Here is a 15,249-nt window from a genome sequence, read left to right as displayed (position 1 = left end):
TTTTAAAGCAGGGGAGCAGGGGAGCAGGGGTGCAGGGGTGCAGGGGAGATGAGGAGAAATGACAAATGACAACTGACAACTAACAACTGACAAATGACTAATATCGTAATTCAAGTAGAAGGTTTATATAAACGTTACGGAAAATTAGTCGCCGTTAAGGGTATAGATTTTGCTGTTAAACAAGGAGAAATCTTTGGTTTAATTGGCCCTGATGGTGCAGGAAAAACAACAACTTTCCACATTTTAGGTGGGGTTATGGAAGCATCTGCTGGTAATATCCAAGTTTTAGGAAAACCACCGCGTAATGCTCGTTTAGCTATCGGTTATTTGACACAGCAATTTTCACTTTATCTTGATTTGAGTATTGATGAAAATCTGCGGTATAGTGCTGGGTTGCGTGAGGTTCCAGAACAGCAATTCTTTCAGCGTCGCAGTAAATATCTGCAATTGATGAGTTTGGAGAAATTTGGCGATCGCTTGGCTGGTCGCCTCTCTGGTGGGATGAAGCAGAAGTTAGCTTTGTGCTGTGCATTAATTTCCCAACCGAAAATTCTCTTGTTAGATGAGCCGACTACAGGAGTTGACCCCGTATCGCGGCGGGAATTCTGGGATGTTCTAGCCGCAGTAGCAGCGGAGGGAGTGACGGTAGTTGTAGCCACGCCTTATTTAGATGAAGCTGAAAGGTGCGATCGCATAGCTTTAATGTATGAGGGAGAAATTAACCAAATTGGTACTCTTGCACAGTTGCGAGCAAGTCTTGGTTTACAACGTTTGGAAGTGCGGACTCATCAAATTGAAGCGGCTGAACAAGTATTACAAGAGGCAACAAACAACAAACAAACATCTATTGTTGATGTCCAAACCTTTGGCGATCGCTTGGATGTGTTAGTCAAAAATGTATCAGTAGGTACAGCAGCAGTCCAGACAATTTTTAATCAACAGCAACTACAAATTAACAGCATTCAAACTGCTGACGCCACGCTAGAAAACGTTTTTGTGACCCGCCTACGTGCAGCTGGTAATGATCCAGAATTTATTTCTTTTCCTCGTTCCCGTCAAAAACCTAACCCCCCAACCCCCTTCCCTGCAAAGGAAGGGGCTGGACTCCCCTCCCCTGTGAGGGGAGGGGTTGAGGGAGAGGTCGCTATTGAAGCCAAGAGATTGAAAAAAGTTTTTGGCAACTTCCAAGCAGTTAAGAATATAGATTTAGAAATTCGCTATGGTGAAATTTATGGGTTACTAGGAGCTAATGGTGCGGGAAAGACAACTACAATTAAGATTCTCTGCGGCTTACTAGAACCGACATCTGGGAAAATCTCTTTAGCTGGACAAACTCAGAATTTACGTAGCAGTGCCTTGCGCCAACGCATTGGCTACATGAGTCAAAAATTCACACTCTACGATGATTTAACGATTATTCAGAATTTGCAATTTTACTGTGGAGTTTACGGTGTACCAAATCGATTGCGCCGTAGCAAGATTGACTGGGTACTGGCAACCTGCGGCTTAGTTGGCAGAGAAAATATGCTTACTGGTCAACTACCGGGAGGTTGGAAGCAACGGGTAGCTTTTGGTGCTTCAGTGATGCATGAACCAGAAATTTTATTTTTAGATGAACCGACATCAGGTGTAGACCCTTTAGCACGTCGTCAGTTTTGGCGGTTGATTAATGAGTTTGCCAGGTCAGGGACAGCAATATTAGTAACAACCCATTATTTAGAAGAGGCAGAACAATGCAACCGTATGGGATTTATGGTAGCAGGTGAAGTAGTGGCGCAAGGTTCTCCCACCGAGATTAAAGCTTCTCAACCTGGTCAGTTAGTAGAAGTTGTCACCGATAAAACTCAAGCTGCTTCTAACTTACTCAAAACCCACTTAGCAGAGTGGCGAGTATCAATTTTTGGCGATCGCTTGCATCTGGTTCTCGATCATCCAGACTCAGAAATTCCCCGTATCCGTACAATTCTACAAACAGAAAATATTAATCTTCACTCCTTGCGGCCCATCCCCTTTTCCCTTGAGGATTCGTTTATTGGCATTGTGCAGCGGGCCGAAGAGGCTGGGGAGTAGGGAGCAGAGGAGCAGGGGAGCAGGGGTGCAGGGGAGAATAACAAATAACAAATTACAAATGACAACTGACCACTGACAACTGACAAATAACAAATGAAAAGAATTTTATCTCAATGTCGCAAAGAATTAGCACAATTTCAGCGCGATCGCCTAACTTTAGCGCTGGCATTTCTGCTGCCATTTATGACTTTATTTATCTTTGGTTTTGTGATTCGACTAGAATCTAAAAATATTCCTTTATTTGTACAAGATTTTGACAATAGCCCTCTTAGCCGTGCTTATATAGAGCGGTTGTTTGCTACTAATCAATTTGAACCAATCAACAATTCAATTTTACCGTTTTCCCAGCTAATTCAATCATCAAAACATTTGTTTCCAAACTCTGACATTAAAATTGAAAATCAAAATCCTCAAAAAGTAATTGATCAAGGACTTGCAAAAGTTGCTGTGGTGATTCCGCCAGATTTCAGCCGTCGGATTAAATCGGGTTTAACTAGTACAGTTCAAATTTTAGTAGATGGAACTGATGTGAATAATGCACGTATTATCAAAAATAGCATCCAGGCGACAACAAGATTTTTTTTGAGTAATTCAGGTTTACAATCCTCTAACAATCAAATCATTACTAATACCCGCCTTTGGTTCAATCCAGGCAGACAAGAATCTCTTTATATTGTACCAGGTGTTTTTGCAGTTATTCTCTGGATTTATCCTTCGTTATTAACTGCGATCGCGATGGTAAGAGAGAAAGAAAAAGGCACAATTTTACAAATTTATGCTTCTAATCTTAGTGTTGAAGAGTTGCTATTAGGCAAAGCTTTTGCTTATTTGCTGATCGGCATTATTGAAGCCTTATTGATTATGATTATGAGTTCATTAATATGGCAACTGACTTTAGCAGTTGAACCTACGCCGCTATTAATTGGTACACTAGTATTTTTAATAGATAGTATTATGTTTGGTTTATTAGTTGGTGTTCGTGTTCCTAATCAAAATGCAGCTGTTCAAGCTGTTGCACTGATAGGTTTTATGACGGCTCTACTACTATCTGGATTTATTTATCCACTCAGTAATATTCCCTTTCCCTTATCATTATTTTCTTATATTGTACCCGCACGTTACTATATTGAAATTACTCGTGATGCTTATGTTCGTGGTACCGGTTGGGCTGGTGTTTGGTTATCGATATTAATACTGGTTATCTTGGGATTATTACTATTTAATGTAGCACGTAATATATTCAAGCAAATGCAATTATCGGATTAGTCAGTTGTCAGTTGTCAGTTGTCAGTTGTCATTTGTTATTTGTTATTCTCCCCTGCTCCTCTGCTCCTCTGCTCCCCTGCACCCCTGCTCCTCTGCTCCCCATCCCCTCATCCCCTCATCTCCCTCATGAACTGGATTAAAACTTTGCTGAATAGCCGAATTTTGACTTTAGCTATTAAAGAATTTCAACAAATACTCAGGAGTAAAGAAACACTGATAATGTTGATAATTCCTCCTACAGTTCAAATGCTACTTTATGGCTCTGCTCTCAATCCAGATGTGCATTATCTCAAGTTAGGAATTGTCGATTATGCAAATACTTATGAAACCAGAGAATTAGTTTCTGCTTTAACTGAAAATAAAGTCTTTATTGCAGAAAAATATACATTAAATACTCAAGAATTAGGTGAGCAAGTGCGGCGGGGAAAAATTACGGCTGGTTTAGTAATCCCCCCTGAGTTTAAACGTAATTTATCTGAAGGTAAACCTGCTGAAGTTCAGGTTTTAGTTGATGCTGTAGATGCTAACACTGCTGGTATTGCTCAAGGTTACATGAATCAGATAATTAATCAATTTAGCCAGCGATTGTCACCTAACCAAGCGCCAGCATTAATCAGTCCACAAACGATTTTTCTTTATAATCCTGGTTTGGTGAGTAGTTGGTTTTTTGTACCAGGAGTTTTGGGATTAGTTTTGACGCTAATTAGTTCGCTAGTTTCTTCAGTTACAGTTGTGCGAGAAAAGGATATAGGAACTCTGGAACAATTGTTAATGACTCCGGCAGAAGCTTGGGAAATTTTATTAGCTAAAATTGTACCACTGTTTGTTTTGCTGATAGGTGATATTATCTTAGCTTTGAGTTTGGCTAGATTAGTTTTTCGAGTACCTTTTCGAGGAAATCTAGTTTTATTTTTAGTACTTTCAGGGCTTTATTTATTTGTGGGAATTGGTATTGGGATTATGTTAGCAACTGTATGCCGGACTCAGCAACAAGTTGTACTAACATCATTTTTTATCAATCTACCTATGATTCAACTTTCTGGTGCTATTTCCCCCATAGAAGGTATGCCTGTAGTATTTCAGTATCTGTCACTATTAAATCCGCTGCGTCATTATATAGCGATCGTGCGGGGAATATTACTCAAAGGTGTAGGCTTAGAAGTACTTTGGTTTCACGCGATCGCACTTTTATTTTTTGCTGTATTACTCTTATCCATCAGTGTTAACAATTTTCGCCGTCAACTAAGTTAATCCATACCATTTTAGATTTAAGATTTTGGATTTTGGATTGCGAAAATGTTAGGAATTGGCATTAGTCATCAATCATCACTTTTTCTTTGGGTGGCGTTGCGATACCGCGCCTGATTAGACTCGCTTCTAGTTCTTTGATAAATCTAAAGTCTTCCTGCAATTGCTGTTGGCTTTTGCTTGCAGATGAGTCCTCATTGATAGAAGATTGCTTTTCTAGGAAAGCGAATGCTTGGCGAAATTGATGTGGACTTGTCTGAATTGGCGCGTCAAAGTGACAGGATATAATTTGCTGAAAATCCCAAGTTGCAACTTTGTCAGCCCAGTGAAGTACTTGTGTTGGGGCTTGAGGCAAAATCAGAGTTTGCAGAATTGGTGCGACAAATGGACGCCCATCTCCTCGTAAGGCGTCGAATGACTGCTTCCAGTTGCTTCGCCAGCGAAATGGATATAAACCGAAGTATGCTTTTTTTGAATGATCTGGTGCTTTGATAACATCACGAAATATCTCTTTCAGTCCAGCAATTTCCACCATGCTGGGGCCAAAGTAAATCGCAAACAGTGAAATACGTTGCCATCCTTGACGGCGGTTTGCTTGATTATCTTCTATGACTTGCAGGGCATTGTCTCTAGCATGAAATAGCAAAGGATACGGGTCTAATTCGATGATAGCTGGCGGATCTTCTGGTATGGACAGTATAGAATCAGTTAGAAGCAGTGTGCGCGATCGCTTGTGAAACACAGCCACTTCCGCAAAAGATCCGCGCCCCAAGTTGATATCCAATACAGCATAGTCAAATTCATCAGCAAAGGGAACTTGGCTTTTATCCTCTGGAAGTACCTGTGTCCGTTTTTGGGGAAAACCCAGCCAACTCAGCGGCAAATTGAACGGGAAACTCCACTGATGTGGTGCAACATACACCACAGCTTGGGAAAAGTGTCTGGCGAAGGGGCCGACGAAAATTTTATGTTCCAGTCCCGAACTGGTTGATAGAATGATGTACTTAACATCACCGTGCTTGACGACTAATTCGTTAACTAAACGGATACACTCAATTGTGGGTGCAACGGGTGCATAAACCAACAAACCGCCAGCTTCCAGCTTGACTACAATCATCCGAATCGGCACGATGGTGTAGAGGATACCGTGAGGCTGATCGAATGTCCAGATTGTGTCCTTAACTATTTCTGTGCGGAGTGTCCGCCGCCTACCGTAGGGATAGAGTGGTAAAGCAGGCCAAAACGGCCATGACCAATCTTTTGGATCGGTATTGGAATTTAACCATTCCTCCTGAGATTGTATTCTCGACTTATGTTCTTGTGGGTTCATCGTCATTCCACTCACTTCCTGTTCCCTTTCAATTTTTAACATTGCAGCGAGTTCGGCGAATGAGAAGTTTAATATGAGTTACAAACATTTTGGAAGAATTGGGGACATTTGGAAACATATACCTTTGTGTCAATTTTTAGCTATAGAAAAACCAGCTAGCTATATTGAGACAAATTCTGCTTATCCAGAGTATCAACTTACAGGTTCTCTTGAGCAAGAATACGGGATTTTACATATAGAAAAGAATATCCAAAAATCTCAATTAATTCAAGCTTCTGTTTATTGGAAAGTATTAAACAGTATCTCTGAAAATGATCATGGCATATCAAAATATCTGGGTTCCCCAGCTTTGGCATTAAACATATTGAGAGCATCTACTGAGAAATTTGTGTTTTTTGATATTGAAGAACCCTGCTTAACAAGCATAGCAGAATATGCCAGTAAATTAAATTTAACTAGCCAGATTTTCTATAAAAATGAAGACTCTGTAGAGGGACTATTAAATATGATTGAAGAATTAAGTATAGAGGATTTTATTCATGTTGATCCTTACTTAATCCATGAAAAAAATCCTCATGGAAATTCTTATTTTGATGCTTTCATAAAAGCGATGAGAAAAGGTGTGAAAGGAATGCTTTGGTATGGATTTAATACATCGAAAGAAAGAAATGCTTTACATCAAGGTTTTCAAGGACTGACTAACACTAGTAGTAGAAGCTTGCAAGGAATTGAAATCATGTCAATTTTGCTTGACGAAAATATTTCAGATGTAAACCCCGGCGTTTGGGGGTGTGGGATTTTGATTGGCAACTTGAGTGATGTCAGTAGTAAGTATTTTAAACAAATTGTATTGGAAGTAATCAAAATTTATCAAGGCTCTACTATATTTAACAAATATTCAGGAGAGCTAAAATTTGAGGATTTTCAAATTCAAATATAGTAATATAAAAAAACTTCCAAATAAAAACACCCACTATTCACAGTCATCAGTCATCAGCCATCATCCATCTGCAAGCAACTTCAAGCCAGATAACTATTTCTTGGAGTTACCTAAAATATGTCTTATATTGTTGTCGAAGACCTGAGAAAGACTTTTTTTGTGTCTGAACGCTCTTCTGGATTGTTTGGTGCAATACGAGGGCTGGTGCAGCGCAACACAAAACAAGTTCATGCTTTAAAAGGGGTTTCTTTTTCATTAAAACAGGGAGAACTTGTAGGATATATTGGGCCTAATGGAGCTGGAAAATCAACGACCATTAAAATTTTAAGTGGTATTCTTGTACCCTCCAGTGGAAAATGTTTAATTGGTGGGCATACTCCTTGGAAAGATAGAATCCGCCATGTTAGTCGCATTGGGGTGGTGTTTGGTCAACGAACGCAATTATGGTGGGATTTGCCAGTAATTGAGTCTTTCGATTTACTGCGAGATATTTATCGCATTCCTGATTCACAATATCAGAAGACACGGCAAGAAATGATTGATTTGCTAGATCTATCTGGCTTGCTTTCTATCCCTGTCAGACAGTTAAGCCTTGGTCAAAGGATGCGATGTGACTTTGCCGCAGCCATGCTTCACAGACCACAGATTCTGTTTCTAGATGAACCCACAATAGGGCTGGATGCAGTTTCTAAGTTGGCAGTTAGAAAATTTATCAAAACGCTGAATAAAACTCATCAAGTAACCACTATTCTCACTACTCACGATATGGATGATATTGAAGCATTATGCGATCGCATCATTATTATCGGTGGCGGTGAGATTTTGTGTGATGGAACTCTGGCAATGTTGCGTTCTCAGGTTTCCTCCCGTCGGTACTTAAGAATCGATTTGAAAAATGAGGATTTCTCTTTTGCCCAAGCAGGGGTCAGTATCATCTCACAAGCAGGTCGTACTGTCACTCTTGCTTTTGACCCCACTAAGCTTTCTGCTGCTTCCTTAATTAGCCAAGTTACTGCACAAAATGAAGTAGAGGATCTGTTTGTCGAAAATCCACCTATTGAGGAAATAATTGCTCAACTTTATGCCAACTCAGGAGAGATTTGAGGATGAGAGCATATTGGTCACTGTTTGTTGCTAGGTTTGCTCTACTGTTGCAATATCGTACTGCTGCTTTGGCAGGAGTGGTAACTCAACTTTTTTGGGGGTTGGTGAAAATTATGGTGCTGGAGGCATTTTTTACTCATGCAACCACTCCTCAACCCATGACTTTACAAGAGGCTATAGGATATTTGTGGCTGATACAAGTATTTCTAGTAGCGATCGTACCTTGGAGTGGCGATCGCGAGATTCAAGAACATATTAGGTCAGGCGCGGTAGGATACGATCTACTGCGACCCACAGATTTGTATAATTTTTGGTTTACTCGCGCTTTAGCAATGCGTACAGCGCCTTTGATACTCCGTGCTATTCCCTTGGTGTTAATCATAAACTTGTTTTTGCCTTTTGTGGGGTTGTCTAAGTGGTCGCTTTCTTTTCCACCTTCGATGGCGTCACTTGTAGCTTTTGTTGTCTGTTTTATTGGTGCAATTCTGCTTTCGTCAGCATTCACTATGCTGATGACTGTATCAATGATGTGGACAATTTCTGGTGAAGGAATTAATAATTTACTTCCCACATTTATTATTTTCTTCTCTGGAATGATAGTTCCTCTGCCACTGTTTCCTGAGTGGATTAAACCTTTGTTGAATGCGCTTCCCTTTTCAGGACTTATTGATAAACCTTTTCGTATTTTTACGGGTAATCTGCCAGCGGATGCTTTGTTTAATGTAGTGCTGCATCAAATTTTCTGGATAGTGGTTATTATTACTCTGGGGCGTTTTATTGTAAATCGTGGTGTCAGCAAGCTTGTAATTCAAGGCGGTTGATCAAGTGTGTAGTTTGTTATAGCCTGCGGTAGGGTTTTCGCTTATATAATTTATGGAAATTTGTTTGCATCAGTCTGCAATTGAGTTGCATCGGTCTGCAATCATTAAATTAGATCATGTCCTTTGCTTATTACTTGCGTTATAGATGGAATGTCCTAACGCACCGACAAATCTGTAATGGTGCGTTGCGCTTCGCGACAACACACCCTACTAGCGCAACTGGACTAATTTAGTACATAAATTTTTTCTAATATCTCTCTCTGTGTCTTTGTGACAGCAGTCGCTTCAAGTCGGCAAAGCCGACAACACTTGCTTCAACGCTCTTAACCCGCGCAACGCAGTGTCTCCCCAACGCGCTGCCTCGTCTTTGTGGTAATTAATTCATTGAATTAAGCATGAACGATTTCTTCCTTTACTTGCGATATATTTCTATCTCTTTAAAGTCACAAATGCAGTATAAACTTTCTTTTTGGCTGCAACTTGCAGGGCAATTTTTGCTCACTGTAATTGAATTTTTTGGTATTTGGGCGCTTTTTACTCGCTTTAATAATATTGGTACTTGGACTTTAAGTGAAGTTGCTCTGTTTTATGGCATGGTGAATATTTCTTTTGCTTGTGCTGATGCGTTAGGCAAAGGATTTGAATCATTTACAATAATTATTAAAAATGGAGATTTTGATCGTTTGCTACTACGCCCACGCACTACAGTTATTCAACTTCTAGGACAAGAATTGACATTGAAACGCATGGGAAGATTGTTTCAGGGAGTTGTGGTTATGGGATGGTCAATTTCAACTCTGCACATTCCTTTGACTTTCAAAAATTTGTGGCTTTTAGGCACTTCGTTTATTAGTGGGGTTGCATTGTTTGTGGGGATAGTTATCATACAAGCAACACTCACATTCTGGACTATTGAATCTCTGGAAATTATGAATATCCTCACTTATGGAGGAGTGGAAACGGCTCAGTATCCTCTATCAATTTATACTAAATGGTTCCAGCGATTTTTTACTTTTTTTATACCGCTTGGCTGTGTGAGCTATTTTCCTCTGCTAGCGGTACTGGAAAAAGCAGATTCTTTTTTAGTACCTTTGTGGTTTTGTTACACTTCTCCCGTAGCAGGCATTCTTTTTCTGATGCTTGCCCTTAAGCTTTGGCAATTAGGAGAGCGTTACTATTGTTCTACTGGCAGTTAGTACAATATCAACCAATATTTGTATTGGGGTATTATAGCAGTCGCCAGTAGTGTTAGGACACCAACAGATGATTAAACCTAGACACAAAGCGAAAAGTCGAGCCAGTGCGATCCTGTCGCCTTGCGTCGGAAAGCAACTGGCGTCGGAGCGGCGGCTTCCGCCGATCTGAACTTTTCAAGACAAAGACTTTTTACCCATTACCCCTAATCCCCAACGCCACATGCTCCACTTGGGGAAACCCCAAGACCGCAGTGGCTCCTCCCTGCGGTCGTGGGGGCCCCGAGTTCCCCAGTCCCCAGCTATATTAGCCATTAGCCAACTTAGCTCACTACTGCTTCTGTTTTTGCTTGTGTCGGCACATATGGCTTTTCAGCGCCTTGTGCTAAATATGCAGCTAGCTGACTTTCAATTTGATCACGAACAATTTGACGATACTCTAGAAAATGTTCGTTGTGGGCACAGGCAGAAAGATAATGCTCGGCAACTCCTGGGTTACGCTTAATAATACTAAACAAGTGATGCCAGAACTTCCACCGAGTTTCTCGTTTGATTCCTTGTCGCCAAATCACAATTAACAGCGCTTTAATCACTACCCATTCTGGCATTTTGAACGGTGCTTTCCAACTCGGCGCACCCATCATCAAAAAACAGCGATAAGTACGATCTAAATACTTAACTGGGTCGTATAAAGCACAAAATGCTTCAATATATTCTCTGGCAATATCTTCCAGTGGGCGAGTGGGAATAAAGTTCATTAACGTTGTTTGGTTAATGTTGCCATCTTGATTTTCTCGCAGTCGTCCTTCTTTTTTTAACCGATGCCACAGTGCTGTGTTTGGTAGCGCTTGCAACATGGCAAAAGTAGTAGAAGGAATTGCTGCTTGTTCAGCAAAGCGGACAATGCGATCGCCTGCACCAGCTTTTTCTCCATCAAACCCGATAATAAAGCCAGCCATTGGGCGCAAACCAGCATTGATGATGGTTTCTACAGACTCAATCAAAGAATTTCGGGTATTTTGAAACTTTTTGGTTAATTGCAGGCTATCTTCATCTGGTGTTTCAATGCCCAAAAACACCGCAGCAAAACCAGACTCAACCATTAACTCCATCAATTCTGGATCTTGTGCCAAGTCAATTGAAGCTTCAGTATCAAAGCGGAAAGGATAGTTATGTTCTGCCATCCAAACTTTTAACTCTTTCAACAACAGCTTGACATTACGCTTGTTGCCGATAAAGTTGTCATCCACCATGAACACACCGCGCCGCCAACCCAATTCATAGAGATAATCTAACTCTGCCAATAATTGTGCTGGAGTTTTGGTGCGGGGTTTGCGACCATAAAGCACAATAATGTCGCAAAATTCGCACTGGAAGGGACACCCGCGGGAAAACTGCACCGACATCATGTCATAGGCATCAAATTCTAGTAAATCAAAGCGGGGTATGGGTGTACTGGTGACATCTGGTTTTTCCGTGGCGCGGAAAATGCCAGAAGTTTCTCCTCTTTGAATCGCCTCAATAAACATAGGCAAAGTGATTTCCCCTTCATCGAGAATCAGGAAATCTGCACCCACATTTTGCACTTCGTGGGGTGTGGAGGTCGGGTAGGGGCCACCGACTGCGACTAACTTACCGCGTTGCTTTGCTTCTTGAATTTGATCTAATAAATCCTGTTTTTGGACAATCATCGCAGAAAAGATAACTACATCCGCCCATGCCCATTCTTCTTCTGTGGCTTGACGAATGTTGCGATCAACCAGCTTAAATTCCCATTCTTGGGGTAAAATCGCCGCCACTGTCACCAAACCCAAAGGTGGTAACAAAACCTTGCGATCGACTAACGCCAAAATTTTCTCGTATGACCAAAAGGTTTTTGGAAATATCGGATAAACTAGCAAGATTCGCATTAAGTATTAATCCTCACACTTTGATTGTTATCCCACTCTAGCGGAAATTAATATTTGTCAGTTGTCAGTTGTCAGTGGTTAGTTGTCAGTGGTCAGTGGCAGTTGTGATTCTCCTTGTCCCCCTATCCCCCCATCTCCCCCGCTCCCCTGCTCTGAAAGCTCCCTAATACAAATAGGGATTCGTTTTCGCTTGAAAATCTAAACAATTGATTGCTGCTTCTGTGTTGGCAATAGAGGGGTGTACAGTGCATTTTAGACGGTAGTCTGATGTAAAAAATTGGCAGCCTGTGCAAGGAATTTGATGCATTTGCTTGGCAGCGCTTACGCTATCTCGTGCTGCCACCCATAGACTCCAAACGCAGAGAATAGTTACAACCCAAGCACCAACAAAGCAAATAGGGACTAAGAAAGGTTGAATTCCATGAATGAGAAAAGATATCAGTTCCAACACGGCAAGTCCTGATAAAAATTAAGAGTTAGAAGTATATTACCTCTTAACTCCTCATTGATAACTTCTGACTACAGAAGTATAAATTTAGTAGTGCTGAGTAATACTAATTTGGGATTTGAGATTTGAGATTTGCGATGAAAAATCTTTACTAACGTGAGCTTGATAAATATTGTTTCGACCTCTCCCCCAACCCCTCTCCTACAAGGAGAGGGGAGTAAAAGGCTTTTTTAAATCCCAGCATGACCTAGTGCTAAACCAGCAACCAGCATTCCCAGGACGAGGAAAGGCTGGGCACTGGCTTGATATTTAACATCATTTTTCAAGGGGTCACGCAGAAAATACATATCCTGGAAGGTGATTTGGGGGATGATTAACAGTACCAAAATTGCGGCGTAGAAATTTTCGTGGATGGTGACGAGATAAGCGGCAATAAATCCTTGAAATAAATCAATCATCAGCACACAAATCCATGCTGCCGTGGTGACACCAAACATTACAGGTAACGATTGTAACCCTAGCTGGCGATCGCCTTCTACGCTCTTAAAGTCATTGACAATGGCAATGCCCAATCCCGCCAAACTGTAAATTAGGGTGAGAACAATAATTTTCCAATTGAGTTCGCCAAACAAAGCATGACCCGCCCACCAAGGTAAGGCGATATAACTAGCACCTAGAGCATAGTTGCCCAGCCAACCGTTTTGCTTCAGCTTTAAAGGAGGTGCAGAGTAGATATAGGCGATGAAAGAACCAAATAAAGCCAAGACTGTGACGTTGGGGAAGTCATGACCTGCCCAGATATCCAGAACGAAAGCCAAAGCAATACCACATAAGAATAATACACTAATCTGCGTAATTACCTGGGGTACAGAAATTGCACCAGAGGGGATGGGGCGGTAGGGTTCATTAATGGCATCGATTTCGCGATCGTAGAAATCGTTGAGGGTTTGGGTGTAACCTGCTAGCAAAGGGCCAGACAGCAACATACAAGCTGCTGCTTTTAAAACATTTTCTAGCGTCCAGGTATAGTTGCCAGAAGAAGCTGCACCACAGACTACTCCCCAGATCAGGGGAATCCAGGTGATGGGCTTCATCAGTTGCAACCGGATTTTCCAAATTGAAGTTTCCCCTGGTGCTGCACCTTTCATGCCTAATAGTTGCCTAGTTTTGGCACTGCGATCGCCAACTGCTGTGATTTCTTCGTTAGAATTATTGGCTACTGAGTCTGGTGCCTTGCCTGGATTGGTATTTGGGGTAATGGGAGTTGATTCGGACATAAGACTGGTTAATAAGTTAGGAGTTAGGAGGCGCGGAGTTAGGAGTTAGGAGTTATGAATTGTTGTTTTTATTCCTCACTTTTAACTGTTAACTCCTAACTTGATTCCTCACTCCTTACTAAATTAAAACGAAATTATCAAATAATTATTTTGAAACTTCGCTCCAGCAACTGGTTTGCCACTCAGCGCTGGGGGTAGGGAAATATTCCGTCGCTGGTCTCCTGCTTCAACGGTGACTTCTGGCCCGTACTGGGTGAGTTTGACTTGCTTTTTGTCAAAACCGGGTAAGAATAGGCGTACCTGACGGTTGTGGATGTCGATTTCGATTGGTTTGGGAGCCTGTACTGCTTGCTCTACAAAGTTGGGTAAAGCGTCTATCAGCGGTTGCCAGTCACCTGTTGGCGAATCGGGAACAACACTAAGCTTCAGAGGTGCAAATTCCTCTGACAGGTTAACGTTTGTTTCAGAAGACACAATAATTGCACCACCAACAGTTAAACCAATTTGCTGGGCACTGCCCCACAAATAACGGCTACTCGCTACATCAATTGGGTCTGGTGTACTTACCAAGAAGGCAGCGATGCGTTTGGGGTCAGCAAGAGCAGCTTTACCCTTGTCTAAGAAATTGTTGACTTGATTAGTCGGCTGAGCAAAGTTATCCGCTGTCCAGTTGACGTTGAAAAAGCTGCTAATTAGTGGTTGAATCAAGGGTGATTCATTAATACCCTTGCCCAAATCAGAGTTAGCAAACAATTGCCGAAATCGCCGTACATACCAACTAAGAGACTCTGGTAGCCCTAACATCCGCAGACTGGAGGCATCACCCGTGCCATCATAGACGATCGCGTCATATTTGCCAGTGGCATCATATTCACGGATAGCATTGAGGGCAAGGGCGTTGTCCATCCCTGGTAATACTACCAGTTCTTGTCCGTAAACCTCTTTAAAAATCGGTGTGCGGAGGTATTGTGCCTCAAGTTTTTTGACTTCCTCCCAGTTGCGTTCTAACAGTACAGAAGCTTGGAATTGTACAACTTCTAAATTAGGAGCAATTTCCTGGGGGTCAGGAGCAAGGGTTTGGTTTAGCAGGATGGGTAACGCTGGTTCTGCCAGTCCTGCTAGAAGTACGCGCTTGCCTTGGCTTGCTAGTAGCTTAGCGGCAGCGATCGCAATTTTGGTACGATTGATGCTGCCTTTGCCCAAAAATGTCAATATCAGGGACATTACTTGATTTCCAATTACCACCTGTCTGTTCAACTTCAACTTAGCACCAGGCAAATGCTCTTAGCTTCCACCTGGAGTTATCTCTACTGCACGGGTTTGATTTCATCCTCAAAAAACCAAGTGGAAGTATTATCATCAAACTGCACTACTACACCAATACCGCGACCATCCGTCACTTTGTAGCCTAGGATGATGCCCTCTTGTCCTAATTTTTTCACGATGGAGGGAGATACGCGATCGCGCAAACGAAACACCTTAACTTTTTGTCCGATTTCCATGCCAACTTAACAATTAGATATAAACCAAATCTCAGTTTAGCTGAAACTGGGTATCTTCCATCACTCACAGAGCGTTTGTTTGCAAAATTATGGCGCTGAGGCAATATCCTACTTTCCTGCCATGAAAATTCGCCTGATGC

13 protein-coding genes are annotated in these 15,249 nt (G+C 41.6%); 7 read left to right on the top strand and 6 right to left on the bottom strand.

The window, feature by feature from the left end; all coding sequences use genetic code 11:
- Positions 1-93: 93 nt before the first annotated feature.
- From I8748_RS32515 to I8748_RS32505, 3 genes are all read left to right on the top strand, one after another.
- Positions 94-2,070 carry an ATP-binding cassette domain-containing protein gene (locus tag I8748_RS32515; protein ID WP_198128603.1) on the top strand — a complete coding sequence of 659 codons (1,977 nt, stop codon included), beginning with the start codon at positions 94-96 and terminating at the stop codon, positions 2,068-2,070.
- Positions 2,071-2,163: 93 nt separating this feature from the next.
- Entirely contained in the window at positions 2,164-3,336 is a 1,173-nt protein-coding gene (locus tag I8748_RS32510) for an ABC transporter permease (protein ID WP_198128602.1), read from the top strand.
- Between the two features lie 126 nt (positions 3,337-3,462).
- Positions 3,463-4,587, top strand: coding sequence for an ABC transporter permease (locus tag I8748_RS32505; protein ID WP_198128601.1), 1,125 nt, complete (start codon positions 3,463-3,465; stop codon positions 4,585-4,587).
- 61 nt (positions 4,588-4,648) lie between these two features.
- Here the strand turns inward: I8748_RS32505 and I8748_RS32500 are convergent, their stop codons facing one another.
- Positions 4,649-5,914: a DUF4336 domain-containing protein gene (locus I8748_RS32500; protein ID WP_198128618.1), complete on the bottom strand. Its 1,266-nt coding sequence runs from the start codon at positions 5,912-5,914 to the stop codon at positions 4,649-4,651.
- A 73-nt stretch (positions 5,915-5,987) separates the two neighbouring features.
- Here I8748_RS32500 and I8748_RS32495 point away from each other — a divergent pair, with 73 nt between their 5' ends.
- The 4 genes from I8748_RS32495 (at position 5,988) to I8748_RS32480 (ending at position 9,975) form a co-directional block, all read left to right on the top strand.
- Positions 5,988-6,854, top strand: a complete 867-nt coding sequence (locus I8748_RS32495; protein WP_198128600.1) for a hypothetical protein — start codon at positions 5,988-5,990, stop codon at positions 6,852-6,854.
- 117 nt (positions 6,855-6,971) lie between these two features.
- Complete coding sequence (locus I8748_RS32490) at positions 6,972-7,958, top strand: ABC transporter ATP-binding protein (protein WP_198128599.1); 987 nt, start codon at positions 6,972-6,974, stop codon at positions 7,956-7,958.
- Positions 7,959-7,960: 2 nt separating this feature from the next.
- Positions 7,961-8,779: an ABC transporter permease gene (locus tag I8748_RS32485; protein ID WP_198128598.1), complete on the top strand. Its 819-nt coding sequence runs from the start codon at positions 7,961-7,963 to the stop codon at positions 8,777-8,779.
- A gap of 395 nt (positions 8,780-9,174) precedes the next feature.
- The gene (locus I8748_RS32480) at positions 9,175-9,975 is read left to right on the top strand and encodes an ABC transporter permease (protein WP_198128597.1); all 801 of its coding nucleotides are present in this window, start codon (positions 9,175-9,177) and stop codon (positions 9,973-9,975) included.
- 320 nt (positions 9,976-10,295) lie between these two features.
- Here I8748_RS32480 and I8748_RS32475 read toward each other — a convergent pair whose 3' ends face one another.
- From I8748_RS32475 to petP, 5 genes are all read right to left on the bottom strand, one after another.
- Entirely contained in the window at positions 10,296-11,882 is a 1,587-nt protein-coding gene (locus I8748_RS32475) for a B12-binding domain-containing radical SAM protein (RefSeq protein ID WP_198128596.1), read from the bottom strand.
- A gap of 163 nt (positions 11,883-12,045) precedes the next feature.
- On the bottom strand, positions 12,046-12,333 hold the full coding sequence (locus I8748_RS35545) for a hypothetical protein (RefSeq protein ID WP_318781309.1): 288 nt from the start codon (positions 12,331-12,333) through the stop codon (positions 12,046-12,048).
- Between the two features lie 227 nt (positions 12,334-12,560).
- Complete coding sequence (gene chlG, locus I8748_RS32470) at positions 12,561-13,607, bottom strand: chlorophyll synthase ChlG (protein WP_198128595.1); 1,047 nt, start codon at positions 13,605-13,607, stop codon at positions 12,561-12,563.
- Positions 13,608-13,730: 123 nt separating this feature from the next.
- On the bottom strand, positions 13,731-14,831 hold the full coding sequence (locus tag I8748_RS32465; protein WP_198128594.1) for a Get3/ArsA fold putative tail anchor-mediating ATPase NosAFP: 1,101 nt from the start codon (positions 14,829-14,831) through the stop codon (positions 13,731-13,733).
- An 83-nt stretch (positions 14,832-14,914) separates the two neighbouring features.
- A complete protein-coding gene (petP, locus tag I8748_RS32460; RefSeq protein WP_198128593.1) occupies positions 14,915-15,109 on the bottom strand; it encodes a cytochrome b6f subunit PetP in 195 nt (64 codons plus the stop codon).
- Positions 15,110-15,249: the final 140 nt, after the last annotated feature.

The sequence above is a fragment of the Amazonocrinis nigriterrae CENA67 genome, from assembly GCF_016056305.1.
In the GTDB taxonomy this organism is placed as follows: domain Bacteria; phylum Cyanobacteriota; class Cyanobacteriia; order Cyanobacteriales; family Nostocaceae; genus Amazonocrinis; species Amazonocrinis nigriterrae.
This window is presented reverse-complemented; position numbering and strand designations above follow the sequence as displayed.

Coding starts and splice junctions, on each gene's coding strand:
- I8748_RS32515 (WP_198128603.1), top strand. CDS start 94: ATGACTAATATCGTAATTCAAGTAGAAGGTTTATATAAACGTTACGGA.
- I8748_RS32510 (WP_198128602.1), top strand. CDS start 2,164: ATGAAAAGAATTTTATCTCAATGTCGCAAAGAATTAGCACAATTTCAG.
- I8748_RS32505 (WP_198128601.1), top strand. CDS start 3,463: ATGAACTGGATTAAAACTTTGCTGAATAGCCGAATTTTGACTTTAGCT.
- I8748_RS32500 (WP_198128618.1), bottom strand. CDS start 5,914: ATGAACCCACAAGAACATAAGTCGAGAATACAATCTCAGGAGGAATGG.
- I8748_RS32495 (WP_198128600.1), top strand. CDS start 5,988: ATGAGTTACAAACATTTTGGAAGAATTGGGGACATTTGGAAACATATA.
- I8748_RS32490 (WP_198128599.1), top strand. CDS start 6,972: ATGTCTTATATTGTTGTCGAAGACCTGAGAAAGACTTTTTTTGTGTCT.
- I8748_RS32485 (WP_198128598.1), top strand. CDS start 7,961: ATGAGAGCATATTGGTCACTGTTTGTTGCTAGGTTTGCTCTACTGTTG.
- I8748_RS32480 (WP_198128597.1), top strand. CDS start 9,175: ATGAACGATTTCTTCCTTTACTTGCGATATATTTCTATCTCTTTAAAG.
- I8748_RS32475 (WP_198128596.1), bottom strand. CDS start 11,882: ATGCGAATCTTGCTAGTTTATCCGATATTTCCAAAAACCTTTTGGTCA.
- chlG (WP_198128595.1), bottom strand. CDS start 13,607: ATGTCCGAATCAACTCCCATTACCCCAAATACCAATCCAGGCAAGGCA.
- I8748_RS32465 (WP_198128594.1), bottom strand. CDS start 14,831: ATGTCCCTGATATTGACATTTTTGGGCAAAGGCAGCATCAATCGTACC.
- petP (WP_198128593.1), bottom strand. CDS start 15,109: ATGGAAATCGGACAAAAAGTTAAGGTGTTTCGTTTGCGCGATCGCGTA.